21 protein-coding genes are annotated in these 26,689 nt (G+C 51.6%); all 21 read right to left on the bottom strand.

Annotated elements, in window-relative coordinates:
* Nucleotides 1-9: 9 nt before the first annotated feature.
* The 21 genes from MRBLPE1_RS31705 to MRBLPE1_RS31805 all read right to left on the bottom strand — a co-directional run bounded on the left by MRBLPE1_RS31705 (nucleotide 10) and on the right by MRBLPE1_RS31805 (nucleotide 26,685).
* On the bottom strand, nucleotides 10-978 hold the full coding sequence (locus MRBLPE1_RS31705) for an ABC transporter permease (protein WP_364154133.1): 969 nt from the start codon (nucleotides 976-978) through the stop codon (nucleotides 10-12).
* 291 nt (nucleotides 979-1,269) lie between these two features.
* Nucleotides 1,270-3,483 carry a helix-turn-helix domain-containing protein gene (locus MRBLPE1_RS31710; protein ID WP_364154280.1) on the bottom strand — a complete coding sequence of 738 codons (2,214 nt, stop codon included), beginning with the start codon at nucleotides 3,481-3,483 and terminating at the stop codon, nucleotides 1,270-1,272.
* 159 nt (nucleotides 3,484-3,642) lie between these two features.
* Nucleotides 3,643-5,067, bottom strand: a complete 1,425-nt coding sequence (locus tag MRBLPE1_RS31715) for an alpha-L-fucosidase (RefSeq protein ID WP_364154136.1) — start codon at nucleotides 5,065-5,067, stop codon at nucleotides 3,643-3,645.
* Nucleotides 5,068-5,441: 374 nt separating this feature from the next.
* On the bottom strand, nucleotides 5,442-6,452 hold the full coding sequence (locus tag MRBLPE1_RS31720; RefSeq protein ID WP_364154138.1) for an asparaginase: 1,011 nt from the start codon (nucleotides 6,450-6,452) through the stop codon (nucleotides 5,442-5,444).
* Nucleotides 6,453-6,489: 37 nt separating this feature from the next.
* Nucleotides 6,490-7,797, bottom strand: a complete 1,308-nt coding sequence (locus MRBLPE1_RS31725) for a glycoside hydrolase family 125 protein (protein WP_364154141.1) — start codon at nucleotides 7,795-7,797, stop codon at nucleotides 6,490-6,492.
* Nucleotides 7,794-9,056 (bottom strand): alpha-L-fucosidase, encoded by a 1,263-nt coding sequence (locus tag MRBLPE1_RS31730; protein WP_364154143.1) that lies wholly within the window; start codon nucleotides 9,054-9,056, stop codon nucleotides 7,794-7,796. Before MRBLPE1_RS31730 ends, MRBLPE1_RS31725 begins: the two co-directional genes overlap by 4 nt.
* Nucleotides 9,057-9,091: 35 nt before the next feature.
* Nucleotides 9,092-12,232, bottom strand: a complete 3,141-nt coding sequence (locus tag MRBLPE1_RS31735; RefSeq protein ID WP_364154146.1) for a beta-galactosidase — start codon at nucleotides 12,230-12,232, stop codon at nucleotides 9,092-9,094.
* A gap of 27 nt (nucleotides 12,233-12,259) precedes the next feature.
* Nucleotides 12,260-14,011: a glycoside hydrolase family 35 protein gene (locus tag MRBLPE1_RS31740; RefSeq protein WP_364154149.1), complete on the bottom strand. Its 1,752-nt coding sequence runs from the start codon at nucleotides 14,009-14,011 to the stop codon at nucleotides 12,260-12,262.
* Nucleotides 14,011-14,973, bottom strand: a complete 963-nt coding sequence (locus MRBLPE1_RS31745) for a sialidase family protein (protein ID WP_364154152.1) — start codon at nucleotides 14,971-14,973, stop codon at nucleotides 14,011-14,013. Before MRBLPE1_RS31745 ends, MRBLPE1_RS31740 begins: the two co-directional genes overlap by 1 nt.
* A 402-nt stretch (nucleotides 14,974-15,375) precedes the next feature.
* On the bottom strand, nucleotides 15,376-16,401 hold the full coding sequence (locus MRBLPE1_RS31750) for an S-layer homology domain-containing protein (protein WP_364154155.1): 1,026 nt from the start codon (nucleotides 16,399-16,401) through the stop codon (nucleotides 15,376-15,378).
* A gap of 114 nt (nucleotides 16,402-16,515) precedes the next feature.
* Entirely contained in the window at nucleotides 16,516-17,961 is a 1,446-nt protein-coding gene (locus MRBLPE1_RS31755; protein ID WP_364154158.1) for a nicotinate phosphoribosyltransferase, read from the bottom strand.
* 177 nt (nucleotides 17,962-18,138) lie between these two features.
* Entirely contained in the window at nucleotides 18,139-18,738 is a 600-nt protein-coding gene (locus MRBLPE1_RS31760) for a response regulator transcription factor (protein ID WP_364154161.1), read from the bottom strand.
* A gap of 28 nt (nucleotides 18,739-18,766) precedes the next feature.
* Nucleotides 18,767-19,885 (bottom strand): sensor histidine kinase, encoded by a 1,119-nt coding sequence (locus tag MRBLPE1_RS31765; RefSeq protein ID WP_364154164.1) that lies wholly within the window; start codon nucleotides 19,883-19,885, stop codon nucleotides 18,767-18,769.
* A 155-nt stretch (nucleotides 19,886-20,040) separates the two neighbouring features.
* Nucleotides 20,041-21,096: a fatty acid desaturase gene (locus tag MRBLPE1_RS31770; RefSeq protein ID WP_364154167.1), complete on the bottom strand. Its 1,056-nt coding sequence runs from the start codon at nucleotides 21,094-21,096 to the stop codon at nucleotides 20,041-20,043.
* A gap of 250 nt (nucleotides 21,097-21,346) precedes the next feature.
* The gene (locus MRBLPE1_RS31775) at nucleotides 21,347-22,147 is read right to left on the bottom strand and encodes a Tad domain-containing protein (RefSeq protein WP_364154282.1); all 801 of its coding nucleotides are present in this window, start codon (nucleotides 22,145-22,147) and stop codon (nucleotides 21,347-21,349) included.
* 8 nt (nucleotides 22,148-22,155) lie between these two features.
* On the bottom strand, nucleotides 22,156-22,965 hold the full coding sequence (locus tag MRBLPE1_RS31780) for an S-layer homology domain-containing protein (protein ID WP_364154170.1): 810 nt from the start codon (nucleotides 22,963-22,965) through the stop codon (nucleotides 22,156-22,158).
* A gap of 31 nt (nucleotides 22,966-22,996) precedes the next feature.
* A complete protein-coding gene (locus tag MRBLPE1_RS31785) occupies nucleotides 22,997-23,290 on the bottom strand; it encodes a hypothetical protein (RefSeq protein WP_364154172.1) in 294 nt (97 codons plus the stop codon).
* A 5-nt stretch (nucleotides 23,291-23,295) separates the two neighbouring features.
* Nucleotides 23,296-25,047: a hypothetical protein gene (locus tag MRBLPE1_RS31790; RefSeq protein ID WP_364154173.1), complete on the bottom strand. Its 1,752-nt coding sequence runs from the start codon at nucleotides 25,045-25,047 to the stop codon at nucleotides 23,296-23,298.
* A 27-nt stretch (nucleotides 25,048-25,074) separates the two neighbouring features.
* Nucleotides 25,075-25,458 carry a TadE/TadG family type IV pilus assembly protein gene (locus tag MRBLPE1_RS31795; protein WP_364154175.1) on the bottom strand — a complete coding sequence of 128 codons (384 nt, stop codon included), beginning with the start codon at nucleotides 25,456-25,458 and terminating at the stop codon, nucleotides 25,075-25,077.
* 49 nt (nucleotides 25,459-25,507) lie between these two features.
* Nucleotides 25,508-25,729, bottom strand: a complete 222-nt coding sequence (locus MRBLPE1_RS31800) for a Flp family type IVb pilin (protein WP_169083940.1) — start codon at nucleotides 25,727-25,729, stop codon at nucleotides 25,508-25,510.
* Nucleotides 25,730-25,752: 23 nt separating this feature from the next.
* Nucleotides 25,753-26,685: a type II secretion system F family protein gene (locus MRBLPE1_RS31805; protein ID WP_364154179.1), complete on the bottom strand. Its 933-nt coding sequence runs from the start codon at nucleotides 26,683-26,685 to the stop codon at nucleotides 25,753-25,755.
* Nucleotides 26,686-26,689 lie beyond the last annotated feature (4 nt).

Genomic DNA, 26,689 nt, shown 5'->3' on the forward strand with positions numbered 1-26,689 from the left:
CATCCCTCCCTACCATAAACTTGTTTCCGAAATTTTCTTCGCAAAGGCATTAACCACCATCAGCAAAATCAAATTGATGACGGAGTTGAACAAGCCGACCGCTGACGAGAAACTGAAGTTCGCGCCCACGAGCCCTACTTTATACACGTAAGTGGATATAACCTCGGAGGAGCTTAAGTTGAGCGGGTTCTGCATCAGGTATATTTTTTCAAAGCCGACGCCCATCACGCTTCCGAGGCTGAGTATGAGCATAATAACCGTAATCGGCAGCAGCGACGGAAGATCGATATAAATAATTTTTTTCCATCTGGAGGCACCGTCTACTCTTGCCGCCTCGTACAGCGATGGATCGACGCTGGCGAGCGCCGCAATATATATAATGGAGGCATAGCCCATTTCCTGCCAAACTCCCGACCATACGTAAATCGATTTGAAAAATTCCGGAACGCCCATGAAGTTGGTCATTTCCCAGCCCATGAAAGAAAACAACCGGTCAATGACACCGACATGAGGCGTAAGCATCAGCATAACGATCGAAACCATAACGACCGTAGAAATAAAATGAGGCGCATAAGTAACCATTTGTACCGATTTTTTAAATTTCCCCGTACGCACTTCATTTAAGGCAAGTGCCAGCATGATCGGAATCGGAAAGCCTGCAAGAAGCGAATAGAAACTGATTCCTAACGTGTTTTTAATGATCAGCCAAAAGTTCGGAGAACTGAAAAAGGTTTCAAAATGCTTAAGCCCTACCCATTTACTGCCCCAGATGCCCTGCACGACGTTAAAATCTTTAAAGGCGATCTGCACGCCGAACATCGGCACATATTTGAAAATAATTAAATAGAGGACTGGCAGAAGAACCAAAAAGTACAATTCCCAATGTTTCTTTATTTTTTTCCACGTCGTAAGCTTACTTTTGAATTTTAGATTGTGAAGCTCCGTATTTTCTAACGCATTCACCTGTGCATGATTCATTCGCAGCTCTCCTTTGCAGCAATTTAACGAAGCACTTCTTGCAGTAGTCGGTCGTGTCCTGGTCCACAATTCGATTCTAGCCCTTTTACGAAAACTTCATCAATTCGTAAGTTTCCCGTACCCCACCTTTTTCTGAATAAGCGCAATATACCGCCAATTAAGCCGATTCATGCATTTTTCACAAACCATTCATAATTCCCGCAGCGCGATGCATGAGCAGTCCGCGCCTTTCCAAGCAACCAAAAAAGCCTTGAGAATGCGGAACTCCGCTCTCAAGGCTCTGTTTCGGATTTAACTGCTTTCCCCTAGCTGTTTCCGGAAGTCCCGGGGGGATAGGCCAACGACATTTTTAAAGGCGCGGTTGAAGGAATTGTAATTATAATAACCAACCTCGCTGCTAATTTCCTGCATCGGCTTTTGTGTCTCCAAAAGCATCTGCTTTGCGTTCGCAATGCGGAGGCCAATGAGGAAATCCACAAAATTCTCCCCGAACTCTTCCTTGAACATTTTGCTCAAATATTTGGAGTTTAGCTGGAATTTCGTGCTCAAGAAATCGAGCGACAGCTCGGAGTTCGCATAGTTTTCTTCAATATACGCCCTTATTTCCATAATAAGCGCCTTGTTGCTGTGCGAATCCCTCTGCATCTGCATCTTCTCGTTCATCATGGCGAAAATGCTGCTGCAGCCCTGCTGCAAATCATCGAGGTTATCCCACCGCATGGCCAATTCCCGTAAATCCGTCTGAACGGCCCGCCAAATATTGCGATATTCCTTCGATAATTCGAGTACCTCGCCCTCCAAATGATGAACGAAAAACTGCAGCAGGCTTTCGATCTCTTTGCGAGGCAGCAGCGAATCCCGGATTTGATCGAAAAATACGTTCAAATGCTTCAGCCAATCATTTTCGGCAAGGCGCAGCGACTGGGAAAGCAAATAAATGGTTTTAAAATACTCTTGAATTTCGGTCTGCGGCCTGACGGTATCTTCCAAGGTGATGATCCGGTTGCTGCCCAGAACGGCTTTATACTGCAGGCAATAATTCGCCTTTTCGTAAGAGCCGCGCAGCTCCTCCAGCGTATTCGCCGGTTCTCCGCGCCCGATCGTAATATTGAAGCTGACATTTTGCTCGATCCAAGTCCGGCATTCCTGGATAATATAATCGTTTTTCTCCATCGCATCCGCATCTGGCTCCTGCCAGAGGATGAAGGATACCCGGCGCTCGGTCGTCCATTCCGCCCAGACCGTAACGCCAAGGTTTTTGGCCGTCTCATGGATAACGCTGTATAACGTAAATTTCAGCAACGATTGGTCCCGTTGATTGTAAATCGCCTGAAATGCGAAATAATCATCGATTTCAATGACATGAACGGTCGATATTTTCCCTTTTACGTCCAAATCATAGCCGCGGAGCTCGGCAATCCAGGCTTCATCGGTTAATTGTACGGCACCCTCAAGCACCTGATGAAAATGGTATTTCTTTTGCAAAATAAGCTTTTCCCGGTATTGCTGCTGGAATTGCTTCGTTTCGCTCATTAAGTTTTCAAGCGTGTTTTGAATAAAAATAAATTCGCTCTCGGACGCGGCGCCCGTTCCTTCGCTTTTGGACGAATACGTCTGAATGAGCGACACGAGCTGCTGGATCGGCTGATAGTTCCGTTTGGTCACGTAAATAACCCACAAAATGCCGAACACCACGACAGCCATCGCGAATACGACCCACACATTGTAAAAGGTGAGCACGAATTTCAGGCCGTTCTTGTCCAAAATGCCGCTGTTAATCTCCCAGCCTGTATACGGGGAAGTATATTTCGATAAGACGGGGCCCGTGGCGGACGGATCAACTTCCTCCCCCAGCAAATTCCGGCCTTCCTTGTCGATCATGCTTACAAAGCTTATATCCGAGTTGTACATCCGGCTAATCGTATCGTGCAGCTTCGTTAAGCTGACGTTCACAACAAAATAACCCTGCTTAACACCCATATTATACGGAGCTGTTCTTACTAAGGTAATAACGTTTTCGGCATCGACCTCGGAATTGGTAAATGCTTTATACTTGCGCTCACCCGTCCAATTTGCTCCGCCTGTCTGCTCCTCATAGTTCTCAATAAACGATTTATCCTGGAAATCCTCGTACGTTCTCGGAACATCTCCAAAAATAAACTGATCCTTGAAGCGCATGAAATAAATGGAATCTATAATCGGGTAATTGAATTTCAATTCATCCATCACTTTAAGCGCTTGAATGTTTGCAGCTACGTCTACGCTGTCTCTGCTAAAAAAACGGCTGATATCGGGATTCGTCAATATTTCCCGCACAACCTGATAATCGATTGCCTTTAATGAATTATCCGTAAAGAGAATGACCTGCTGCGCCAAAAAATCATTTGCTTTTATCGCTTCTCTTCGATTTTGTTCATTTAAAGTTTGGAAAAAAACGACAAACAAAATCATCGTTACGATAAAAAAGACCGGTAGATACGATAACAACAAACGGCGAAACCACATTTTGTTCAACCCTTGTATCACCTTCCCCTTATTTATCTCTAAGCGTACCCTATCCAAAAGGGCAGGACAAGATACATAATTTCCAATTTGAATATCCAAAAAACTGACGTCTGCAGGAAGACGTCAGTTTTTCAATCGAATGGACGGGTAACCGGTTATTTAGGCAAGCAGCCGGAACACATGCGCCACAGGCGCCTTGCCACCGTACTCTGCTTGCGGCAGTTGAACGATTAGGCCAGCCTCCGTTCGTTCAAACGGCAGGCTTTCATCGGTACCGATTAGCTCGACTTTGTTCACGGGCTCTGTATACGGAATCACGACATGCTCCGCAACCGCCGTATCCTCGGAAGGATACAAATAAGTAGCGAATACGCTGTTTTCTTTGCGGGTGAACGCAAAGCCGCCGGTAAAGTAAGGCGCGCAGATTCTGGTTCCATAAACAGCTTCGCCGTATGTTTTCATCCATGCGCCTAATTGTTTAATCGTCGCAATGGCGCCCTCCGGAAGCCTTCCGTCCGGCTGCGGGCCGACATTGAGCGCCAGGTTTCCGCCTTTGGCAACGACCTCCATCAGAATGTTCACAACCTTGCGCAGCGATTTGTACTTGTCCTCGTACCGGAAGGAGAAGGAGGTGCCGAGCGTAATGCAGCTTTCCCACGGCACATTCATCGGTCCGTCCGGGATCGTCTGCTCCGGGGTTACGATATTTTCGTAAGGTCCGCCGACCGTTCTGTCTGCCGACAGCAGCCATGGCTGCGTTTCTCGCGCGCGATCGACTAGTTCACCCAAGCGAATATCTTGCGGCACTCTGCCGCCGTCCCTCACCCAGCCGGCATCGAGCCACAGCACGTCGATGCGTCCATACTTCGTCAGCAGTTCCATCATTTGCTCGTGCGTGAACTGTACGAACTTCTCCCACAGCCAAGGATATTGCTTCGGATCGTAAGAGGGCCCGCGCCAGGTATGCGTTCCGCGCTCCATTCCCGGCGTCCAATAATAAGGCGTGTGCCAATCGGCCTTCGAGAAGTAAGCCGAGATCGCCATTCCCTTGTCCCGGAAGGCATCAAATACATTTTTGCAAATATCCGCGTACTTGTGCGTATGGAACGGCGTCTCCGGACCGGTACTCCGGTAGTCCGTCGTATGCGTGTCCCACATGCAGAAGCCGTCATGATGCTTTGTCGTAAAAGTCAAATATTTGAAGCCGCCCTCTGCCGCTATATCAGCCCAAAGCTCCGGCTGCAGCCGAACGGGATTAAACGTTTTGTTCAAGCCGAAATATTGCCGCTTCAGCTCCTCGCTGTCCACTCCCCAATCGATGCCGTCACGGGACCAATCGCCGTCTTCGTCGCTAAGCGCCCATGATTCCACGAGACCAAGCTGCGAATAAGGTCCCCAGTGCATCATAATGCCGAGCTTCTGATCCTTGAACCATTCCAGCCGTTCCAAAATAAGCGGATTATCCGGCTTGACCCACTCTTCCTCCGCGCTGAAATTGTGTACGCCATTTTCTACCTCTGCTGCTTCCTCTACCGTATCAACTATAAGACTGCCCTCATGCTGCTGCGTCTGCCCGTTGCTCATTTTGTCTGCTCCTCCTTTTATGTCCCTAACCTTTATTTCTCCAGCCAGTGGCTGCTGTACTAATCTCCTTCATGTATAATCCATAAGCCCAAGCGCCCGCAATTGCCATCTTTCCAACAAAATCACTTTTTTCGTTAACGCTTTGTAAATGCGCCTGCTATCGAGTACACCTTTTTCGAAAAGATTGCATTTTTCGGAAAAGCGCCGTAGAATAGCGTTTTTCCTGCCAAGCGTAAACGGCTGACGCAGTCCTAGGCGGCAAAATCTCGTTTCGGGGTGAAATAGAAGCATCGTATACGGTTAAATCTTTCACTTCCTTATATTTAAAAAAAGGCTTGCTTTGAATAACAAAGCGCAGCCTTTTTCCGTTGATTCTATTTTTTCCTCAGCTTGAATACCGCCTTATTTTCTCCGACCGTACGCCCGCTGTCATTGCGAAGCGCTGTCGGCGCGAGTGCATACATGCCAGCAATGGTATCCTGATTATCATAACCGATCTGCTCCAATATCGATGCGATGATGATCGGCCACGGCTCCTCGGAGCCGTCCATTACCTTCAAAGCGAACGCGACTCGCTCCTTCCGAAGACCGAAGCAGTAAATGCCCTTCGCCCCGCCCTTGGCCACGATATTCGGATCTCTCAGCAAAGTCGAGCAGATGAACCATGGCGCGGACACCATCTCCGGATGGCCGTTCATGAGACGGGATACCTCGCTCGCGGCGCTTCGGACCTCCGTTCTATCAATCAAATCCGGGCATGCCAATTTCAAATACATAGACGCGATAGGCTTTAGCGGCAGCGCGTATACGGGAAAACCGCAGCCATCGACGCTGATATGAATATTTGCTGCAGGATAGTCCGATAGATAAGCAACGATGTCCAGCACCTCCGCCTGCGCGGGATGCTCGGGCTCCCCATAGCCCTTAAGCGGATAGCCCTTCGCCTTGCTAAGCGCTAAGAGGCCAAGATGCTTTCCCGAGCAGTTATGGTAAATGCGCCGCTTCGGCTTTTGCAAGCAAAGCAATTCATCTCGCGCCTGCGGGCTAAGCGGGTACGTCTGCGCGCATACCAGCAGCTCCTCGCTTAAGCCCAGCTTGCCCAGCATCCCTTCAAGCGCCTCTATATGATAGGCTTCCGCGCGATGCGAGGCCATCATGACCGTCTTTTCTTTATCCGTAAAACGAAACATCTCCGGGACGCCATGCATAAACGCGGGAATCGCTTGAAACGGCTTTGCCGATGAGCGCATGAAGGCGACCCACTCCGGATCTCCGGCGCTAAAAATGACCTCGCCTCTTTCATTCACTCCGCAAATATGGCCCGAATGAACGTTTTCAAGACGGCCTCCGCGGTACTGCTCGACCAGCCTAACGGCAGACTCCATCGAACCAAGCCTCCTTAACCATTCCAAATTGATGGGACTAAGCTAATTCCTTTAATCGATGCTCACGCATCAATTTATGGATCAATTCCGCAAAAAGGCTGTTCGCCCACGCAAACCAAGGTCTCGTGTACGCATTCGGATCATTCACATGGAAACCCTCATGCATATAACCGGTTTCCGCGTCCGTGCTCGTTAAGGTGCGGATCATTTCAGCGACTTCCTCGTTATCCGATGACGTTAAGGCTTGCATCGCCAGGCTTATGTGCCAGATATATTGCTTCGGAGTGTGCGGACTGCCGATCCCCCTTGCATGGCTGCCCTCGTAATAATAGGGATTTTGCTTGCTCAAAATGAATTTCCTCGTATTGCTATAAATCGGATCATCCTTATCCGCGTAACCGAGATAGGGGATCGATAGCAGGCTCGGCACGTTTGCATCATCCATCAGGTTGTAATTCCCGAAGCCGTCGGTTTCATAAGCAAACATTTCGCCGAATTCCGGATGCCGGTAAATGCCGTACGTGCGAATGCCGTAATCGATCTCTTCTTTCAAGATGCCCGCTTCTTCCTTTACCTGCGCATCGCCGTAAACCTGCTCCGCTATTTCCTCCATGTAACCGAGCACGACGCATGCAAACATATTAGCCGGAATCAAATAGCCGAAGGTACACGCGTCGTCGCTTGGCCGGAAGCCGGACCATGTCATGCCCGTATAATTGACCGGCATGCCCATCCGGTCATTGCGCAGCGTATCGGTTTTGGGTCCCGTCGTCCTCGCAAAGCGGTAGGGGGATTGCTCGAAATGCCTTTGCTCCGTGCGCCATAAGCGAATGATCGTCTTCATCGTGTTCAAAAACGTTTCGTCGAACAAAGAAGCTTTTCCCGTCTGCTTCCAATATAAGTAGCTAAGCTGAATCGGATAACATAAAGAATCAATTTCATACTTCCGCTCCCATACCCATGGGTTCAGCTCCGTTAAATCATCCTCGTAACGGTTGTCATTATCCTCCTCGTTGAAGGCATTCGCATAAGGGTCGATTTGGATGCACATCAGCTGGCGTTTGACTAAACCCTCGATCACGCGCTGCAGCTCTTCATCTTGCGCGGCAAGCGGAAGATAGTGCCTCACTTGGGCGCTGGAATCCCGCAGCCACATGGCGGGTATGTCGCCGGTAAATACGAAGGCCGTGCCGTCATCCATTAATTTCGTTGTCGTTTCCAGCGTATTCGGAAAGCACTGCTTGAACATCTGCAGCAGCTTCGGATGATGGGCCAGCTCGGTTTCCGCCAGCTTAAGGCATTCCTGAACTGCCTTTGGCAAAGTCTTCTCGCTTAACTTGTTCATGGGGTCACCTCTTCATAAAATGAATGGTTATCGCTATAGACGGTAAATGAACGAATATGAGGCTCCAAGGTACTCTCCAATACCGTTAAGCGGATATGCGAGGTACGAACGGGTAGAATTAGCGGATCGATCTTCTTATGGCCGATCGCACTGCCTTTAGCGATTACCGTCCACTCGCCCTTGCTCTCCGCTTCTACGATGTAGCTTTGCACTCTTTCGCCCAGCTCAATTTGCTCCATAATAACCGTCCGGTGAATGTCCGCCTCCCGCTCCAGGCGAATCGAAACCGTACGGCCGCCGCTGCTCTCCGCTAGGGGGCTCGCGTATCTTCGCTTAATTTCATCACCCAGCTCCTTCATGCGCTGAACCTCGGCATCCGGAATCAAGCCCCTGCTGTCCGGCGCTGCATTAAGGAGCAGCGTTGCTCCGTGGCCGACGGATCTCTCGTATAAATCGATCAGCTCCTCCAAGGAACGAAGCGGCGTCTCGTCATTCGGATGCCAAAACCAATGGTTGCCCCGGATCGGAACGGGACATTCGGCCGGTACCCAATCCGGCGTCTCCGGCAGCCAAGCCGTCATATCATTCGTGAACATGCTGACACGGGCCGCTTCCGCCGTATTCCAGCATGGATAGGGAGCGAAGCCGTCCTCGTTGCCTACCCAGCGTACGGTCGGCGCGCCCATGTTAAATACCATGGCATTGGGCTGATACTGCTTCACAAGGCCCATGATCCGCGGCCAATCATATCGTCTGCCTTCCGAGCCCGCCCCGTCGAACCACACTTCAACGAGCTCGCCATAACTGGTGAGCAGCTCCGTTAATTGCTCGCAATAAACATCATCATAGGCCGCTTCATCCGGATAACGCGGATCATGCCGATCCCACGGCGATATATAAATGCCGAACCCTATCCCTTCTTCAAGGCATGCCTCCGCGCATTCACGAACGACGTCGCCTTCCCCGTTCCTCCATAGACTGGACTTGACGGAGTAGGAGGTCGTCTTCGTCGGCCATAAGCAAAAGCCGTCATGATGCTTTGCGGTCAGCATGAAATAGCGGAAGCCCGCTTGCTTAGCCGTCCTTACCCACTGCCTCGCATCCAGCTCAGCCGGATGAAACGCCTCGGGGCTGTCACTGCCTTCGCCCCATTCACGGTTGCAAAATGTATTCAGGCCAAAATGGCAAAACATGCCCCGTTCTAAATCCTGCCATGCCAGCTGCTGCTGTGTAGGCTTCGCTAAATATGGTTCATTCATTGTTATCCCTCCATTACTTGCTTTTGCAGCAGGCTTTAACTTTCATTAACCGTAATCTCAACCTCTTCCGGCCTGTATACCTTAAGCAGCCGTCCTGCCCGGTCGGCAGCGAACATCACCGTTCTCTCCGGCTCCATGGCGAAGCCGTAGGATATTCCCGTTTCAGGGTCCGTTACTTCCACCTCGGCCTTAACCGCATATTCCGAGACAAAGACGTACAGCGAGCCTTCCCTGAACGCAAGCTTCCGTCCGTATACGCCCGGCAAATCGCCGCCTTTAAGCCATAGAAGCTCGGCAGCTACGCCCGCCTGGCCCATCGCATAATCATATACCTCGGTTAAAGCCTCGGAACGGTCATTCAGCTCGATCGGCAGCGGGCACCAAAGAAACATTCCTTTTCCGAGTTTCTTGGAAGCAAGCCGCGCGGAGCATGCGGCGCTCACAGAGACGGGAATCGTTTCTTTGGCCGCTTCCGCAATCCGATGGTTAGCGAAGGATACGGGAATAAGCCGTCCGTCGAGTTCCAATACCTCTTCACGGAGCACATTGCCTACCGCGGATTCCCCGATTAGCCCAAACGCGCGCTCGGTTGGACGCCAATACTCATCCATGCTGATCGGCCCCGTAAACAGAAGCGTGCCTCCATGCTCCTTGATATGGTTCAGCAGCTTGCCCAGCGCTTCGCCGCTGAAATTATGCGCGCTCGGGACGATGATAAGCTTAGGCGGCTGCTCGCCAAGCGTTTCCAGATGATACTCGCCTAGCGCGCGGAACGGCTGCTTCAGCTCATAGGCCATCGTTCGCGCGAGCTTTGCGGTTGCGGCGTAGGCAAGACTGCGGGCGGAGAAGTCGTTGGAATACGGATAGACCACAACGGTCTCCTCCAAGCGCCGATCCTCGAATAAATGGCTGATCCCGCCAATAAATTGCCCGAAATCATAGGAGACATCCGCCTCCGGCTTCTCGGTTCCGTCCGCTCTGAGCGCGCCGATATTTGATTCGTTCACGTTATGCATATAGAAGTTAATATTCCAAATCCATTGCACCGCGCCTGCCGCCCCCGTTGCGAAGGCGTAGGCATATTTCCTCTCCAATATATTCCGGAGCTCCAGCTCCGAGCGCTTTGCCTTGCCGTTCGGGGTCTCGACATACATCATGCCCGTCTCCTGGACGAGGTTCGGCTTAATCGGCGTCTTGGTAAACACCGTATCCCACACCAGATCATCCATGAGCCACCAGGAATGAACATTCGTATAATCCACCGCTTCCTCGTAAAAAAACGGGGACGGCCGCTGTCCGGCCAGCGCCTCATCCTGCCCGACCGTTATAAGCTGCTTCGGCTGCAGATGACGAATCGTTGCGCTGAGCTCCCGCGCCCACTGATTATGCATCTCCATCGTAAACAGGCAATAATCGAGCCACGGCCCGTTCTTGCGCGGATGAATCGCGGTTGTATTGAAATTAATATCCGACTTGCGTGGCGGCCGCGCCGCCTCGAAGGAGGGCAGATCGGCAGGCGTTCGATCCCAGCGCTCCTGCAGCAGCCGAATATCGTCCTGATGCCGCAGCCGCAGCCAAGCAATAAACCGTTCCTGTTCATAAGGGTCAGCGCAGGTTTGCGGTCCGCTGAACGTCTTATCCGGGTGAAACAATGAGGGTTCATTCACCAGATCCCAGTGCACATGCGTTGAATTCGCGTGGCGCGATACGATAGCCGCCACGAATCTTTTTTGCGCTTCGACGCTTCTCGGATCCAGATACGGATTGACGCCCTCCCAAGCCTCGGGAGTAAACGCAAAAAACGTAAACGTAACCTCCAAGCTATGCCTTTTGGCTGTCAGCAGAAAGGCATCGATCGCTCGCAGTACCTCTTCGGATGGATGCCCGTCAACGAACATGACCTGCCGCCATGCCGTCCATATCCCGGTTCGGATATAGTTAATGCCGGCCCGCTTCATTTGGGCCATATCCCGGTCCCACGTCGATACGTTAGGCATGAACAAAAACTTGCGCGCCACGTCGGAGGTCATGTAGGTCATGCCGACAATCGGCAGCGGCTTGCCGTTTTTCTGGAAATAATCGCGGTCACAGGTCAGATGCTCCCCCTCCCGCAGCAGCTGCTCGTCATACCCCCAAAAGCCTTGACGGTAAATTCGCGTTTCTCCCTCAGCAGAGACCGCCGTGCAGACCGCCTCGTAATAACCCGGTTCTATCGCAATTGGCATAGGAATTCGCAAAAGCGTCAGCTCGCGCGAGCTGACCAGGCTTGAGTCATGCTTCCATATCGCCTGCGCTCCGCCTGCCGCTTGTTTAGTCACCGTTATTTGAAACCGCCACTCTGACGGTGAAGCATTCTGTTCCAATGCTGCCTGTATGCTCCCACTCCGGCCAAGCGCCTGTAGCTGCAGCGTAAACGTCGGACGATCGCCCGGCTCATAGCTGCCATAGTTCGGCTTGAACCAAATTTCGGTTACGCCCCTCGCGCAAAACGAGCTCCACTCCCGGATGGCCTCTGCGCCGCCGGCATGCCAGAACCGTTCCTCCAGCATTTGGTTAACGAACAGCCAGCGCCCGCCGGCAAATACGCCCTTCGTATTCTCCAGCAGTACGCACGGTGCGGCTACCTCCCGGCCGGAAGCGGAAATTCCTTTCAGCAGCGGGTAAATATGCGCATCCATCGGTCCGCTTGAACCGCCTTGCCCCGGCTGGTCGTCAGCCTTAGTCACATGAAGCACAAAGCCTACTGTCGGCTGTACAGAAAACAACGACAGTTTATCTGAGAATAGAGGAATGTCCAGATTCGCCGCGTATTCCGCAATAGGACCAGCATCCACAGGCAGCATTTCATGGATGTTCAGCTCTTGATGATAAGCCGTCTGCTCCGGCTCAGCCCGGTAATGTCCGTCTTCCAAGTAGACGGGAATGCGAAAAGGCGCCCCGCCCATATGCAGCAAGCCTCCTCCCTGCTTCAAATAGCCAAGCAGGGCAGGCCATGCCGCCTTGGGAAAATAATTTCCATGCAGAGACACCAAGCTGCGTGCCGTTCTCAGCGCATCCGTCAAGCCGCTCACGTCAACTACCGTAGCAAATGAAGCAAGAGCCGCCAGCTGCTGCTTGTTCGGGCGTGCGCCCTCGTAAGGAAACGATTTATCGTAAAACACAATGATTTTGTTCATCTGCGCACTCTCCTGGTTGTTCAAATGTTAGCTGCCCAGCATCGGCATGTCCGTGAAAGCGACTGCCGCTTCCTCCGTCCCCTGCAGCTCAAAGACGATGATTTCATTTTCCCCTAGGCGCAGTAACGGAGCTGGGACATACAGCGTTTGCCCCGGACCTTTGTTCCAATAGCGTCCCAAATGAAAACCGTTCACGAATACGATCCCCTTCGTCCAGCCGCCCATAGCAAGGAATGTATCTCCGAGTTCGTCGACACACAGGCTTCCTCGGTAGAAAGCAGGGCGGTTTGTTTCGGAAACCGCCTTATAGGCGAGCGAGGACAGCTCCTCCATCTGAAGCGGGTGGATCACCCAATCGAACAGGAATTGAAAGCCAAGCCTTACGCCCTCCGTAATGCCTTTGCGGTCCTTCAAGTATGGGCCGTAATTGATTCTCCCCATGTTCTCGACCACGATGCGGAGCTCGGCCCCGCCAGCCGGAACCTCGAAGGAAACGGTTTGCTCCTCCGCTGAGCGTTCAATGACTCCGATAAATTCGCCGTTCACGTAGATAAGCGCCCGATCCCGCACCTCCTGAAGATGAAGCTGCTCCTTGGGCCTTGGCCCGGAGATTTGGGTCGTATACGCAATAAAGCCATAGCTTTGCCCTACCTTCTCCATCGGCAGCGGCGACGGCGACGAAACGGCCGCGGACAGCACATCCAGATGCTCGAACAACGCCGCCTGCCCGGTCATCGCGACCCTTCCGTATGCGTTGACCGGCACAGGCTCAGGAAGCTTTAGCTCGCCTATTTCCATGTAGCTCGCAAGCACCTCGCGAACCGCATAAAATTTGTCCGTCGGCCGCCCCGCTTCATCGAGCAGCGCATCGTAATCATAGCTCGTCGTCGTTGGTTCATACTGATCGCGAAGCTGGGCGTTCGCTCCGTTATAGAAGCCGAAATTCGTCCCGCCATGAAATAAATAAAAGTTGACGGAAGCATTCGCCTTCAGCATCTCCCCGAATACGGCGGCAGCATCCGCCGCATCCCGCGTATGATGCTGCTCTCCCCAATGATCGAACCACCCGTTCCAATATTCCATGCACATGAGCGGATGCCCCTGCTGGTATTCGAGCAGCTTGGCGAAGGCAGCATCCGGCCCCGACCCGAAATTTACGGTTGCCAGCACGCCCGGGACGGAGCCGCCTTGCAGCAAGGCATCGGTTGGACCGTCCGAGGTAAACAGCAGCACGTCGATTCCCCGCTGCCGCATCGCATCATGCAAATAAACCAAATAGTTACGGTCATTGCCGTAGCTGCCGTATTCGTTCTCGATCTGCATGGCAATGACCGGTCCGCCATTCGTACATAGAAAAGGAACAAGCCTCGGCAGCAGCTCATCGAAATAAGCGTCTACTTTTTCTAAATACGGCTTATAGCTGCAGCGCAGCTGCATATCCGAATCGGCAAGCAGCCAGGCCGGCAGGCCTCCGAATTCCCACTCCGCACAAATGTAAGGACTGGGACGAACGATGACGAACAATCCAAGCCTGGCAGCGATCCCGATAAACTTCTCCATATCGGCTAGGCCGTCAAAGCAAAATTGCCCCTGCTTCGGCTCATGCAAATTCCAAGGAATATACGTCTCCACCGTATTAAATCCGCAGGCCTTGAGCTTCAGCAGCCGATCCTCCCAGTATTCGGGCACTACTCGAAAATAGTGAATGGCGCCGGATACGATACGAATCGGCTCGCCGTTATACGTAAATTCGTTTCCGCTCATGCTGAACGTACCCATTACCAAACCAGCTCCCAGAATGCTATTTTCTTCCGATTCCACGTATACGTAACATACAGCTTACCGCCCGCTTCAATAATAGCCGGATAGGAAAACTCGCCCTCTCCTTCTTCCAGAACGAGCGCTTGCTGCCAGGATACGCCCTCATCCGCGGAGAGACTGACGACAAGCGGCGTCCTCGGACCCCAGTTTGCCCCGACCGGATTATGGACGAGCGCGAGCATGCCGTCCGCTGTCTTCACCAGATCGATTCCGCTGTTGTTGTTAGGCAGCAGGGTCGCATACGCCTCGCGCCAGGTTTTCCCCCCGTCCACCGAATCGCTGCGGTAAATGAAGCCCTCCGTGCTGCGAAGCAGCATATGAACGTGATTCGGCTGCGATTCCCAAAGCGTCGGCTGGATAATGCCCTTGCCCGGCTCCCGCGAAACACCTGCCTGAATGATGTTGCTGCTCGTCCACGTCTCTCCCGCATCCGTGGATATGTCCACGAAAGCCTCCCACGCTGCCTGCTCCAGCGAAGCGGGCGCCGCCCAAGCGCCATTTTGCAAAATGATCGGTTTATTCCTTACAGGTCCCCTTCCGCCGCGGTCTCCTTGAACAAGCTCCCTTGGCTGTGACCATGTCCGGCCCTCGTCGGTCGAAACCGCCACTCGCGTATACCATTCCGAAAACGTATGACCCACCTTATAAAATAAATAAACGGTTCCGTCCCCCGATGTAAACAAGACCGGATTCCAATGCGGCAGTCCCGCTTCCTCCGCCGCTTTGACGGGAGGCGACCATATGCCCTTATGGCGGCGGGAAATCCATATATCGACATCCGGATCTCCCTCGCAGGTTCCTCCGAACCATGCCGCCAGCAAATCTAGGCCGGATAAATGGGTAAGCGTTGAAGCATGGCAGCTTGGGAAACCGTCATTTTGTTCGAAAATAAAGCTTTTTGTACCGGTAAGTGCAGTCATTCGCGACCTCCTCGCAAGCAGTGATGACTAACGCCGTATTGATTTCGGCCGCATCCGCCCGCACTGAATTGCAACACCATGCTGCTGTTGCATTGCTTTGACCATAATCGGTTTTTGCGCGGTGCTCAACGGGAGAAATTCAACCTTTTCTCCTTTTTCCAGCTGCTTCCCCTATAACTAAGCGATCCAGGCGGATAAGCGACTTCTCTATTTTCCAGCCGCCCTGCGCAGGGTGAAAAAGGTGAACTTCTCCCTGCATCCTCGCCAAGTTTAAACGGCTGGCTCCATCCTTGGCGGTATAAGCTCGTTTCACGGCGAAATATAAGCATCGCATAAAGCTAAAAAAAAGAAGCCGTACGGTCTTTGCAGACCGCACGGCTTCTCTTATACAGCATTCCTTTGCTATTCAACAAGCACGTCATTCAATCGTACAATCGTCATGTAAGCTTGCTGGCGCGTGTACGTCCCTTTGGGACTGAAATTGTTATTTCCCGTTCCATTCATAACGCCGTACGTAAAAACAAAATCAACGCTTGGCTTCGCCCAGCTTGCGATCGTCTTGCTGTCAGTAAATGCCGAAGCATCAGCGGCCACGTCATAGCCCAGCACTTCTGCCGTATTTGCCAGCATCACGGCTGCCTCTTGTCTTGTGATGCTTCCGTTAGGATCGAATATACCGTTCCCTTTGCCGTTTACGATGCCCATCAGGTTCGCGGCGATCACTTCCTTGATGCTTGTATCCGTAAACGGATTATCGCTGAGGCTGACTTCATTTTCGACCAAAATCTCATCGATCGTCTGGCCGGTTTTTACCTCCAGCAATCGGATGATGATTTTCGCAAAATCAGCGCGCGTTATTTTTTGCTTGTAGCTGCCCTGAAGCTCAGTAGGAACGAGGTCCGCTGCGATAGCGGCTTCTACTTCCGTTTTCGCCCATGTATCGGGCTGGTCTCCTGCAGCTGTACCCTTGTCTATTTTGAAGAAATAACTGGTTTGATCGCCGGTTGCCTCATCCCAAATGAACAATTCATAATAAGGAACGCCATATTCGAAGGTAACGGTTGCCGTCGTATTGGCGGATAACCCATTGACAAGCTCCTTCGTGCCGTTAACGGTCCAAGGAACGGGATCCGCTACGAGAATCCCGTTCTCCAGGCTGTAGCCCAGTACGATAACACTCATATTCACTTTTGCCGTGAAGCTCAAAACCGCCTTATCCGGCACGAGCGTCGATGTTACCTGGAGATCCTCATAAATTTCCCCAAGATCGTCAATCGTTAACGTTTCCGATACTTCGCCAAGCTTCTTCGATATCGAATATGTATACTTATCCTTTGAAATTTCTGCGGCCGCTGCCGGCATTACGAATGATAACGCCATTAAACACACGGCCATCATCATAAAGATAGCTTTGTTTCTTCTTTTCATGGGTTAACCTCCAAGTGAATTGTGATATATACCTGCTATCCATTCCACAATACACTTGGAAAATCCTTCATTTTCGACAAAATTTCGTTTATTCCGTGCCGCGTTTCGACGCGGTTACAAGAATTGATGGCGCTGTATAAGCTCCCTCTTCAGCTCCCATGCGGCTTCGCTTAAATTTACACGGTAAGCCTCCGCGTTCAGCTTGCGCAGATATTGCGGCCAAAACAGCTCGAACTGCTCCTGATGATAGCTGCGGATCTGCTCCAAGCTCGGCATTCCGTACACCAGCTCGCCTTGGGAAAAGATCGTCTTTAAGAGCGGAACGGCTTCATAATGCGCAATGTATTTATGAATATAAGGATGAATGGGGTCAAACAGCTTTAGCTTCGCTCCGTCATGGATATGCTGTTCGCCCTTCAGCGTAATATAATCCGCCTCTGCTTTTCCCGTCTCCGTATTCACGATGCGGTACAGCTCCTTGAATCCCGGCGTCGATACCTTCTCCGGATTGGCCGATATTTTGATCACGGGCTCATAGCTGCCGTTTTTCTCGCGCGCGACCAGCTTGTACACGCCGCCCAGCGAAGACTGGTCTGCCGCGGTGATCAGCTTCGTTCCAACGCCCCATACGTCAATCTTTGCTCCCTGCGATTTCAGATTCGCAATAATGCCTTCGTCGAGGTCATTGGATGCCACGATCTGCACGTAGGAATAACCCGCTTCGTCCAGCATTTTTCGCGACATCTGGGAGAGATACGCCAGATCGCCGCTATCGAGACGGATCGCATTCATCCGCTTTCCCTGCTGCTCCAGCAGCCCGGCGATCTTAATCGCGTTCGGCACGCCGCTTTTGAGCGTGTTATACGTATCCACCAGCAGCGTCACTTGATCGGGCAGCGATTCCGCATAAAGGCGGAACGCCTCCTCCTCCGAATCATGCCCCTGCACCCAGGAATGGGCATGCGTCCCTTTGGCGGGAATGCCGAAGAGCATGCCGGCGCGCATATTGGATGTAGCATGGAAGCCGGCGATATAGGAGGCTCTCGCTCCCCAAATCGCGGCATCCGTCTCCTGCGCGCGTCTTGTTCCGAACTCCAGCAGCACGTCATCCGGCGCAACCTGCTTGATACGTGCCGCCTTCGTCGCAATCAAAGTTTGATAGTTCATCATGTTAAGAATCGCGGTTTCCACCAGCTGCGCCTCAAATATGCGGGCCTCCACGCAGAGCAGCGGCTCGTTTGCAAACACAAGCGTACCTTCCTCTACGGCATACAGATTGCCGGTGAACCGGAAATGCCGCAGCTCTTCCAGAAACTCTTCTTTGTAATTTTCTTCTTGGGCACGCAAATATGTAATTTCTTCGTCTCCGAACCGAAGCGATTGGATATAAGAAACGATTCTCTCTAGTCCGGCAAAGACAGCGAAGCCGTTGCCGAAGGGCAGCTTGCGGAAATACGCCTCAAAAACCGCTTTCTCATTCGAGCTGCCTTGCAGCCAGTGCGCGTACATCATATTGATTTGATATTTATCGGTATGAAGCGTCAAATTCGAATAGTTCATCCCATTAACTCCCTTCCTTAGTACTCTTTCCATTCCCCGTCGCTTTCACTCTTCGCCTGCGTATATGACAGCTGCCGCTATTCTCTTATATAAACAAAAAAAGCGCCGATGAGACGGATGACTCCTCTCAATAGCGCATGATGCTTTGACCTGCCTATTCAGCCTTCGGCCATCGCATTATTTAAACCAGCCCTTCTCCTTAAAACGAGTAATCGCTTCAATGCGGTTACTGACATCAAGCTTGTCGAGAATGACGGATATATAGTTGCGGACTGTCCCGGTCGTAATAAAAAGCTCGCTCGCAATTTCCTTCGTATTCTTGCCGTCCGCGACGAGCACCAGCACTTCCTTCTCGCGCTCCGTTAACGGATTTTCCTGGCCGTATGCCTCATCTACGAGTTCGGAAGCAAAGATGCGCCGTCCGGCCATGACGCTGCGTATCGAATTCGCCAGCTCCTCGCTTGGGCTGTCCTTCAGCAGATAGCCGCTCACGCCCGCCTTGAGCGCGCGTTCAAAGTAGCCAGACCGCGCAAAGGTGGTCAAAATAATGACCTTGCAGTCCTTCCCTTTCAGCTCCTCGGCAGCATCGAGTCCGGTCTTCGCCGGCATCTCGATATCCATGATGCAAATGTCGGGCTTATGCTGATGAACAAGATTTATGGCGTCTTCTCCATTGCTCGCTCTTCCGACGACCTTCATGTCCTCTTCCAAATCAAGCAAGGAAGCAAGGGCGCCCAGCATCATGCGCTGATCCTCGGCAATGACGATTCTGATCATAACCCTCAATCCCTTCTATCGCTAAGCATTAGATTTGTTTGATTACGTTCGGTATCCGTATATTCAGCGCTGCTCCGTCATTGTTCACGATTTCCAAGCTGCCGTTTACGAATTCAAGCCGCTCCTTCATCCCTTGAAGGCCATGTCCCCCGTAATTTCTTGCTTCCTCGGGGATGCCTACCCCGTTGTCCTTCACCTTGAGCAGCAGCTCTGTGCGCGAGGTTTGAATCGTTACGGTGCAGATTGAAGCGCCGCTGTGCTTCACCACATTCGTCACTGCTTCCTTCAAGCACATGCTGAGCACATTTTCAGTCAATAGATCCGTCGTACCGAGCTTTAAGTCTCCTTCGAGCTCGAATTCGATTTCAGCCGCCTTCAGAATCTGCTTCACCCGAAACATTTCGTCCTCGATTCTGGTGCCGCGCATCTGCGTGACCATTTCCCGCACTTCCTTGAGCGCCGTCCTCGCCGTTTGGCGGACATCGTTGATTTCAGCCTGCGCTTGCGTTGGGTTCTTAACCATCAGCTTTCCGGCGAGATCGCTTTTCAACCCGATTAAGGAAAGCTTTTGTCCGAGGGTATCATGCAGATCGCGCGCGATCCGCTGTCTCTCCTCCAGCTTAACCAGCTCTGAAATCCGCTTATTCGCATCCTCAAGCTGCCCTTCAAGCTGTCCCTGCTTAATTTTGTTGTAGGTGTTGAAGGGAAGCAAAATAACGACGATCAGACTGATAAGAATGAACGGAAACTGCGTGAAAAACAGCGTGTTCTGTGTGGCAAAGCCATAATTGACGGTAATAAACGTACTGACGATATGAATCGCGTAGAGCGTAAAAAAGCCGGCCCGGTTCTGAATGTTTCCGATGAAAAAAGCGAGAAAAATCGAAAAATAGACGTAGCTGAACAACAAGGTCATCGCGATCGATATGACAATTTGCACACTCGTCCAGAAGTAAACGAGCCACCCTTTCGATACAAAGGATAACCGGTAACATATAAAAAACAGGATAATCATGATAATGCCCGATACCGCCTCATAGGGCGTCGATGAGCGAAAGATAAAGTAAAAAGGAAGAATACAGAAGACGACCCAAACGTAAGGGCTGAGACCTGTGTTTTTATGAAAAATCTGATACCACTTGTTCATGGTCGTCCATCCTTCTATTCATCCGGTTTAAGGTTACGATTCAATGAATAGTTCCATTTTATCATATACATCTATTCAAGTATTTATTTTCCTTATCGCTGTACATAAGAGAAGCCAGCCTGTGAGGGCATGGCTTCATTTGGTATATGCGACAGCTATTTGAATTTCAAGCTCGGCTGCGATGCTTTCACCTTGTCTGAAGCATTTTGCATCTTGCGAAGGCGATGCTTGATGCCTTTGAAGCTGACGAACTTTTTGTCGGTTTCGTCCCAAAGGCGGAATTGAAGCGACTCTAGGCTCTCGCCAATTGTAATCGTCGTTGCTTTGTGAAGCGGCGGAGTCGCATTATGCGCTTTCTCCAAATTATAGTTAGGAACCTTAGGGCTCAAATGGTGAACATGGTGGAAGCCGATGTTGCCGGTAATCCATTGGAGTACTTTAGGCAGCTTGTAATAAGAGCTTCCGTCAACCGCTGCTTTTACATAGCTCCATTCGTCTTCGGTTTCAAAGTAGGAATCTTCGAATTGATGCTGTACGTAGAACAACCAGATGCCGAGCAAGCCTGATACAAAAAACACGGGACCTTGCACGAGCAGAAACGCTTGCCAGCCGATTGCCCAAATGAGCAGAGCATAAACGCCGACGATCAAAGCATTCGTTAAATAGGTGTTCATACGTTCCTTACGCTTTGCGCCTTTTGTATTAAAGCGGTATTGAATAAGGAATACGCCGATTGGGCCTAGCCCGAACATAACCAAAGGATGACGGTACATGCGGTATGCGATACGGCGCATCAACGGCGCTGCTGCATATTCTTCTACGGTAAGGATCCACAAATCGCCGACTCCCCGTTTATCGAGGTTGCTGCTCGTCGCATGATGGATCGAATGCGAGTTTTTCCACTGTCTATAAGGAACAAGCGTGATGACGCCTGTAATGGTGCCTATGATATCATTTGCTTTTTTGCTTTTGAAGAATGAGCCATGACAGCAGTCATGGAAAATGATGAAGGTCCGAATAACGAAACCAGAAGTAAGCAGCACGAGTGGAGCGGTAAGCCAGTACGATATCGAGAGACTATAGTAAGCGGCATACCAGAGCAGAACGAGTGGCACTAAGGTGTTAATAAGCTGTCTGATGCTCGACTTTAAATCCGTTTTCTCAAATGGGGCAACTTCTTTCTTCAGGTGAGCATGTTTCGGCTCTGTCATCGCATTCTTCCTCCTCAATATGACGCTTGGAGAGTATCTCGAACGTCTATCGCAGTATTCTAACTTTATTGTAAAGAAAAGTGTCAGGTGCTTGTAGTCATAAACGTCAATACGATGGCATGACAAATGTCATATACGACGTGATTTTGCCGCCTTTCATCCGCTAGTTTTTACAATTCGAGGGATTTTTCATACATCAAAAAAGCTGCTGTTGGAAAAGTCAGGGACTTTTCCAACAGCAGCTAATTCGTTACCAATAAATTGTAAAAGGAGGCTTCCCGCTTACGTCAATAGGCACTTCTTTCGAAGAAATGCCTGCGGCGGCGCCGGTTAATATATCTTTTTCGAAGCCGATGCTGTCCAGCTTCATCGTACGCGTGGCTTTGAGAAGGAATTTCGGCTCGCCCTCCACCGGAAAGGTCAGGCTGCCGCCGGCTTTGCCGTTGTTTGCCGCGACGGCTTCTCTGGCAGCCGCTTCAACCTGTCCAGCCTCGCGCCGAATGACATCATAGAGAAGCTCGCCATTCTTTCGCGCAGTGAATTCATCCGAGAAGTAGCTCTCCTTGGCAACAAGCAGCCAATGCTCTTCCTTATCGAAGGTTTCACTCGCAATTAAATTGCGCAGCTCCGTACTGTCGATCAAGTCCTCAAGCTTAAGCGCCGGTACCGGAGGAATGATTGAACCGGTTGGGCCGCCTTCCGTATCGCTTCCGCTCTCAGGCAATGGGGATTCTCCCTCGGTGTCAGGCACTGCAGGCTTAAGCAGCTCGCCGTATTCCAGAAGAAAAGCTTCGATTTCATTCTCCGCCTTGTCCTGCATTGCCTCTTCATATTCCTCCCGTATCGTCTGAACAGCAGTCAGCGATGCGGCATCGGCGATGTTTTGGGCTTGGCGCTTCTCAATAAAGACAGTAAAAAAATAAAACAAATAAACGCTGACGATGATCACAAGCGCCAAGGTGCCTATCGCCAGCAGCGACATGCTTCCGCGCTCATTCTTCACGGCTGCAGCGATACCGCTCCGACAGGAATCTCCCTTCACTTTAAGCATCACCCTTCTTACTGCTCGTTGTCATCGCTGTACGATACGATCCATTGCGCCGCTTCCGCTCTTGTAACCGATCCTTGCGGATTCAGCTTCGGCGTTTTGCCGAACACGGCCGTGTACGATACCTCTTCATTGGTTAAATATTGATCGACGGCGCGGATGAAGATTTGGCCGACCTTATCCCCGTCTCCGTAAGGCTTCAAGCTAAGCTCCGCGGATGCGAGCGGAATAATCGGATCGATTACGCTATCCGCGCTTTGATACCAAGCCCAGAGCAAGCACAGCTCTTCGCGGGTAAGCTCCTTATCCAGCTTCATGGATTGATCCGGGAATCCGGTGATAACCCCGGCTTGGTGCAGCCCTTCTACCAGCTCAAAATCAGCATGCTCCTTCGGCACGTCGATGAAGCTTGGCGCCGAAGGCTTATAAGGCTTAATGCCTTTGTTGTCATAGCCGTACATCCAATGAATGAATTCCGATCTTGTAATCGCCTCGTTTGGCCGGAAATTACCGTCCGCATCCGGAGTAATGCTCCCGCTTTGCAGCAGCTGCGTAATGTACGTTTCAGACGTATGCCCTGCGATATCCTTAACCTGAACGGGCTCCGGCTGCGCAGATTCCTCAGGCGTCTCCGTGCTTTGCTCCTCTTCATCGGATGGAGCATTATCCGCAGTCGGTACCGGCGACGGCGCTTCGGCATTAACGGCGTTGGCATTGGCGGACACTCCGCCTTCCTTAGGCTCCGTCCCTCCGAAACATCCTGCAAGCATAACGGCAGCGAGGCTCATGGATAAAATTAATAAAGCCATTCTTTTATGCAACGATGATACACATCCTTTTCTACGGCTGTCGCTAATTCATATACCTCCACAAAGCTATAATAACGCCTGCGGCGGCAACTAATCCGATTCGCATGTTATAGGCTTTTCGCGTATCGGCATCTGCTTTGACATACATCGCCAGCAAAAGCAGCAGGCCTGGAATGTATACGACAATCAATATAATGACTGCGGCTTGGAAGCTCACATAATCACGATCGCCAGCCAAGTAGCACAATATAAGAAAAACAACCGCAAAAATACCGGTATTCCACCATACGCCGCGGAGCAGCTGCTTATCCTCCAGCTCCCGGATCCGCTTCAGCATCCCATTCACTTCCCTAATCCGAATTTATCCTTAGCCGGCTCCTCAATCGCTTTCTCCGTGAGCTTCTCGACGATTTTCTGCTTGTTTTCCATCTGTGTCAGCTTATCTTGGTTCTCCAGTAGCCGATCATACTGGTTTTGGGTAACCTGATGGCCGTCTTGGCCCCAGTGACGAACCGAATTGGGGTTCGCGCCGTTATTCCAGAGCCGGTCCAGCTGCACATTCGTCATTTTTTTATCGCCGATGTTCGAGGAATCTACCGTGATGCCTCTGGCCTCAAGATCAGACAGCGCCGTGCCTACCTGTTCATTCGTCCGCCAGCGGTTTAAACGGAAGCCAAGCAGCGGCTGCAGGATAAATGCTTTAAAAAAGCCAACCTGCGACGCAGTCCCCGCATCCGCGTTCTCGCGCTTAAGCAGCACATTGATTGTCATTGACTCAAAAGCGCTCGCAACAAACGAGGACAGCCGTTTCCCCAGCTTGCTCAGAGCCTGCTTGCCTACGATATCTCCGATTTTATCAAAAATAAGCGCCCCCGTGACACTTTCCGCGAGCATGAGAGCACCTTCTTGAAGGCCTGGCATTTCCCCTTCAAAAGCAAGTTTGCTGAATACGCTCGTTCCCATATTAAGCAAGACCGTAAAGCCGAACGTTTTCGACACGATCGTCGATTTGAGCGTTGCGACCGGCGTACGCGCTAATGCGGTAAGTCCGCTTCTAAGCGCGCCGAATGCACCATTCGCAAAGGTTGCGATTCGCGAGCCGGCGGCCCGCAAAGCTCCCCGCACCCCCACATTCGTAATGAGCTGCCAGCCGCCGCGGAAAGCCGCGGCAATTCCAGCTTGACCGATGGAAATAACCGATACCGCGGCCAGTCCGCCGATTCCGATGCCTTTCAGGAAATTAAAGGAATCCCCTGCATATAAAGCATATACCGCTCCCGCGATTATACCCGCGGCAGCCGCTACAATTAATAAAGGAATGCCAATCGTTACGCCAAGCACTGCCGCGACCGCTACGACGACGACAATGACGATTGCAGCTCCAATGGCGCCGGCCAATGCTCCCGTCGCCGCTTGCTTAACATGATTAAAGAAACTCTCGTACCAAGGCTTGTTTTCTGGGTCCTTCGTGCTCTGCGCATCGGTATCCGACGTCTCTGTATTTTCAGTTCCCGTGTTCTCTGTTCCTGTATCCTCTGTTCCTGTATTCTCAGTACCTGTGTTCCCTGTTCCCGTTTGGCCTGTGCTGCCGGCTTCTCCCGTCTGCGGATCAGTGACGCCCGGCGTGCTGCCGTCGCCGCCGGATCCCGGAAGCAGCGGGCCTTGAGGATCATTCGTTCCGCCCGGCGTCCCCTCGCTGCCAGGCTGCTCGGGGGATTGAGGGTTTGCCCCGTCTATCCCGCCGCCTTCCGGAGGCCCATCCCCTTTACCGTCGACGGATCCGCCCTTCGAGCCGCCGCCCGAATCATAGCCCGGAAGCTGCCCGCTTCCGCCCGGCGTGTCAGGCAATCCCCCTTGGCCAGTGCCTGGACCGGTATCGCCTACTTCATAGGTCGGTGGATTGACGTTGGAGCCGTCCGGTACGGCCGTATCCACAATGATTGGAGCAGCCGGGACGCTTTTGTCGGGAATCGTGTAGGAATCAAGCTGTGAATCAATATCAGCATCTTCCGCAAAAGCAGAAGGAACCGCTCCACCTATCCATATTAGGATGGTCAACGCAAGCAGGAAGCGCTGTTTCGAGCTTCTTCGCATCGTAATCACAACCTCTCAGCCAGCAGGCTATTCCAACTCTTCCTTACGCACCGTCACTTCTGACGAGACGGGAAGCGAAATGCCGGAGGATCGAAATAATCCTCCTGTCACGATGGGAGATTCCAGCGTAACCTTAACGGTGACATAGGTATCCGACCCGGAAATATACTCATGCTTAGATAGGCTGTTCACCTTATATTTACCCGCTGCGTTGCGAACCGCAGCCTCGTAATTCGCCCCTGACGTAAGTTCAACCATGGCAGCGCGCGCTCCCTCCATGGCGACTTGCTTCGCAACGACAACGGTCACGCCTGCATAGACGAATTGGGTAACGATTAATATCATTAACAAAAATAAAGGCAGCACCCCGACAAATTCAATCGCTTGGGAGCCCTGCTCATTTCCGGCCATCCGCCTCAAACGGCCGAGATGATTTTCCCGGCCTCTTTTGCGGGTACGGTTAAAGACTGATTTTATCGATAAAGTCCTTAAGCTTATCAACCAATTTTTTCGCAATTCCATCACCGTCGCTTCCAAACAGCTTAATCATCGCGAGAATGAGTACGACGGCAAGGGCAGCAACCCCGATATATTCGATGGCTTGCGCGCCGCGCTGATTTTTTGTATGGTTCCATATTTGAACTGATTTGCCGTATAGTTTGATCCCGAAATTCGTCAGCATGATCCGTTCACCTCCTCTCCTATTTACATGTTGAATGCATCCCAAGAAATGCCGAGCCCTTCCGGGTTATACATAAAGTTAAGAACAAGCAATCCGATTACGCACAGGATGACGGCCGGCAGAATCACAAAGGTCGTAATAAGCGTCACCTTAGGACCTGCCTTCGCAGCCCTTTCCTTAATTCGCCCGATGCGCGATTCCCGCATGTCTTCGGCAAGCAGCTTGAACGTATTGGCAATCGGAACGCCCAGCTTACTGCCTTGAATCAAGGACAGGATAAGAGTCTCCAAATCCTTGCATTGATTGCGGTGCATTAAGCGCAGATAGGCCTGCTCTCTCGGCACCCCGATATCCAGCTCCTGCTGGAAGCGGCTCATTTCCTCCTGCAGAGGCCCATCCATCGTCTTCACGATTTGCTTCATCGCGGGATCCAGCGGCACGCCTGCTTGCAGCGTCACGCTCATCGCATCCATGAAATCGGGAAGCTCAATCGCGATTTGCTCTTGTCTGCGTGCGGCAGCCGAGCGAATCCACATCGGCGGAAACACAAGGCCTGCGGCGAACAGAGCTAGAATCGTGCCGCCGCCGCCTATGCCGAGCCAGGACAAAATCGTCCCTCCGAACAGACCGGAGAACAGGCACAAAAAGCGAAAGCCATAATAGGAATCAAGCTGCAAGCCTCCAGGATAGCCGGCTAACGCTATTTTCCGCTCCAGCTCCTCCTCGTTCGAGAACATCCGGAAGCGGCGCCCGAGCGGCGCAAGCTGCTTGGACCACGCGAAAACGCGCACTGAGAAGCGATTGGTCCATTTTTCTTTCTTTTTCCGCTCCAGCTTGATCAGGCCCAGCCGCTTAAGCAGCGCTATGCGATGCAGGCAGTATCGCCAGAACAGCAGCATGGATAAGCACCAAACCGCGAATCCCGCATACAACAAAGCCTCAGTCCACTCATTCATATCG

The organism is Paenibacillus sp. LPE1-1-1.1, from assembly GCF_040676435.1.
Taxonomy (GTDB): domain Bacteria; phylum Bacillota; class Bacilli; order Paenibacillales; family Paenibacillaceae; genus Pristimantibacillus.

Coding starts and splice junctions, on each gene's coding strand:
- MRBLPE1_RS31770 (WP_364154167.1), bottom strand. CDS start 21,096: ATGACAGAGCCGAAACATGCTCACCTGAAGAAAGAAGTTGCCCCATTT.
- MRBLPE1_RS31765 (WP_364154164.1), bottom strand. CDS start 19,885: ATGAACAAGTGGTATCAGATTTTTCATAAAAACACAGGTCTCAGCCCT.
- MRBLPE1_RS31705 (WP_364154133.1), bottom strand. CDS start 978: ATGAATCATGCACAGGTGAATGCGTTAGAAAATACGGAGCTTCACAAT.
- MRBLPE1_RS31745 (WP_364154152.1), bottom strand. CDS start 14,973: ATGACTGCACTTACCGGTACAAAAAGCTTTATTTTCGAACAAAATGAC.
- MRBLPE1_RS31755 (WP_364154158.1), bottom strand. CDS start 17,961: ATGAACTATTCGAATTTGACGCTTCATACCGATAAATATCAAATCAAT.
- MRBLPE1_RS31785 (WP_364154172.1), bottom strand. CDS start 23,290: ATGCTGAAGCGGATCCGGGAGCTGGAGGATAAGCAGCTGCTCCGCGGC.
- MRBLPE1_RS31730 (WP_364154143.1), bottom strand. CDS start 9,056: ATGAATGAACCATATTTAGCGAAGCCTACACAGCAGCAGCTGGCATGG.
- MRBLPE1_RS31735 (WP_364154146.1), bottom strand. CDS start 12,232: ATGAACAAAATCATTGTGTTTTACGATAAATCGTTTCCTTACGAGGGC.
- MRBLPE1_RS31775 (WP_364154282.1), bottom strand. CDS start 22,147: ATGCTTAAAGTGAAGGGAGATTCCTGTCGGAGCGGTATCGCTGCAGCC.
- MRBLPE1_RS31800 (WP_169083940.1), bottom strand. CDS start 25,729: ATGCTGACGAATTTCGGGATCAAACTATACGGCAAATCAGTTCAAATA.
- MRBLPE1_RS31760 (WP_364154161.1), bottom strand. CDS start 18,738: ATGATCAGAATCGTCATTGCCGAGGATCAGCGCATGATGCTGGGCGCC.
- MRBLPE1_RS31720 (WP_364154138.1), bottom strand. CDS start 6,452: ATGGAGTCTGCCGTTAGGCTGGTCGAGCAGTACCGCGGAGGCCGTCTT.
- MRBLPE1_RS31710 (WP_364154280.1), bottom strand. CDS start 3,483: ATGTGGTTTCGCCGTTTGTTGTTATCGTATCTACCGGTCTTTTTTATC.
- MRBLPE1_RS31740 (WP_364154149.1), bottom strand. CDS start 14,011: ATGGGTACGTTCAGCATGAGCGGAAACGAATTTACGTATAACGGCGAG.
- MRBLPE1_RS31715 (WP_364154136.1), bottom strand. CDS start 5,067: ATGAGCAACGGGCAGACGCAGCAGCATGAGGGCAGTCTTATAGTTGAT.
- MRBLPE1_RS31750 (WP_364154155.1), bottom strand. CDS start 16,401: ATGAAAAGAAGAAACAAAGCTATCTTTATGATGATGGCCGTGTGTTTA.
- MRBLPE1_RS31790 (WP_364154173.1), bottom strand. CDS start 25,047: ATGCGAAGAAGCTCGAAACAGCGCTTCCTGCTTGCGTTGACCATCCTA.
- MRBLPE1_RS31805 (WP_364154179.1), bottom strand. CDS start 26,685: ATGAATGAGTGGACTGAGGCTTTGTTGTATGCGGGATTCGCGGTTTGG.
- MRBLPE1_RS31725 (WP_364154141.1), bottom strand. CDS start 7,797: ATGAACAAGTTAAGCGAGAAGACTTTGCCAAAGGCAGTTCAGGAATGC.
- MRBLPE1_RS31795 (WP_364154175.1), bottom strand. CDS start 25,458: ATGGCCGGAAATGAGCAGGGCTCCCAAGCGATTGAATTTGTCGGGGTG.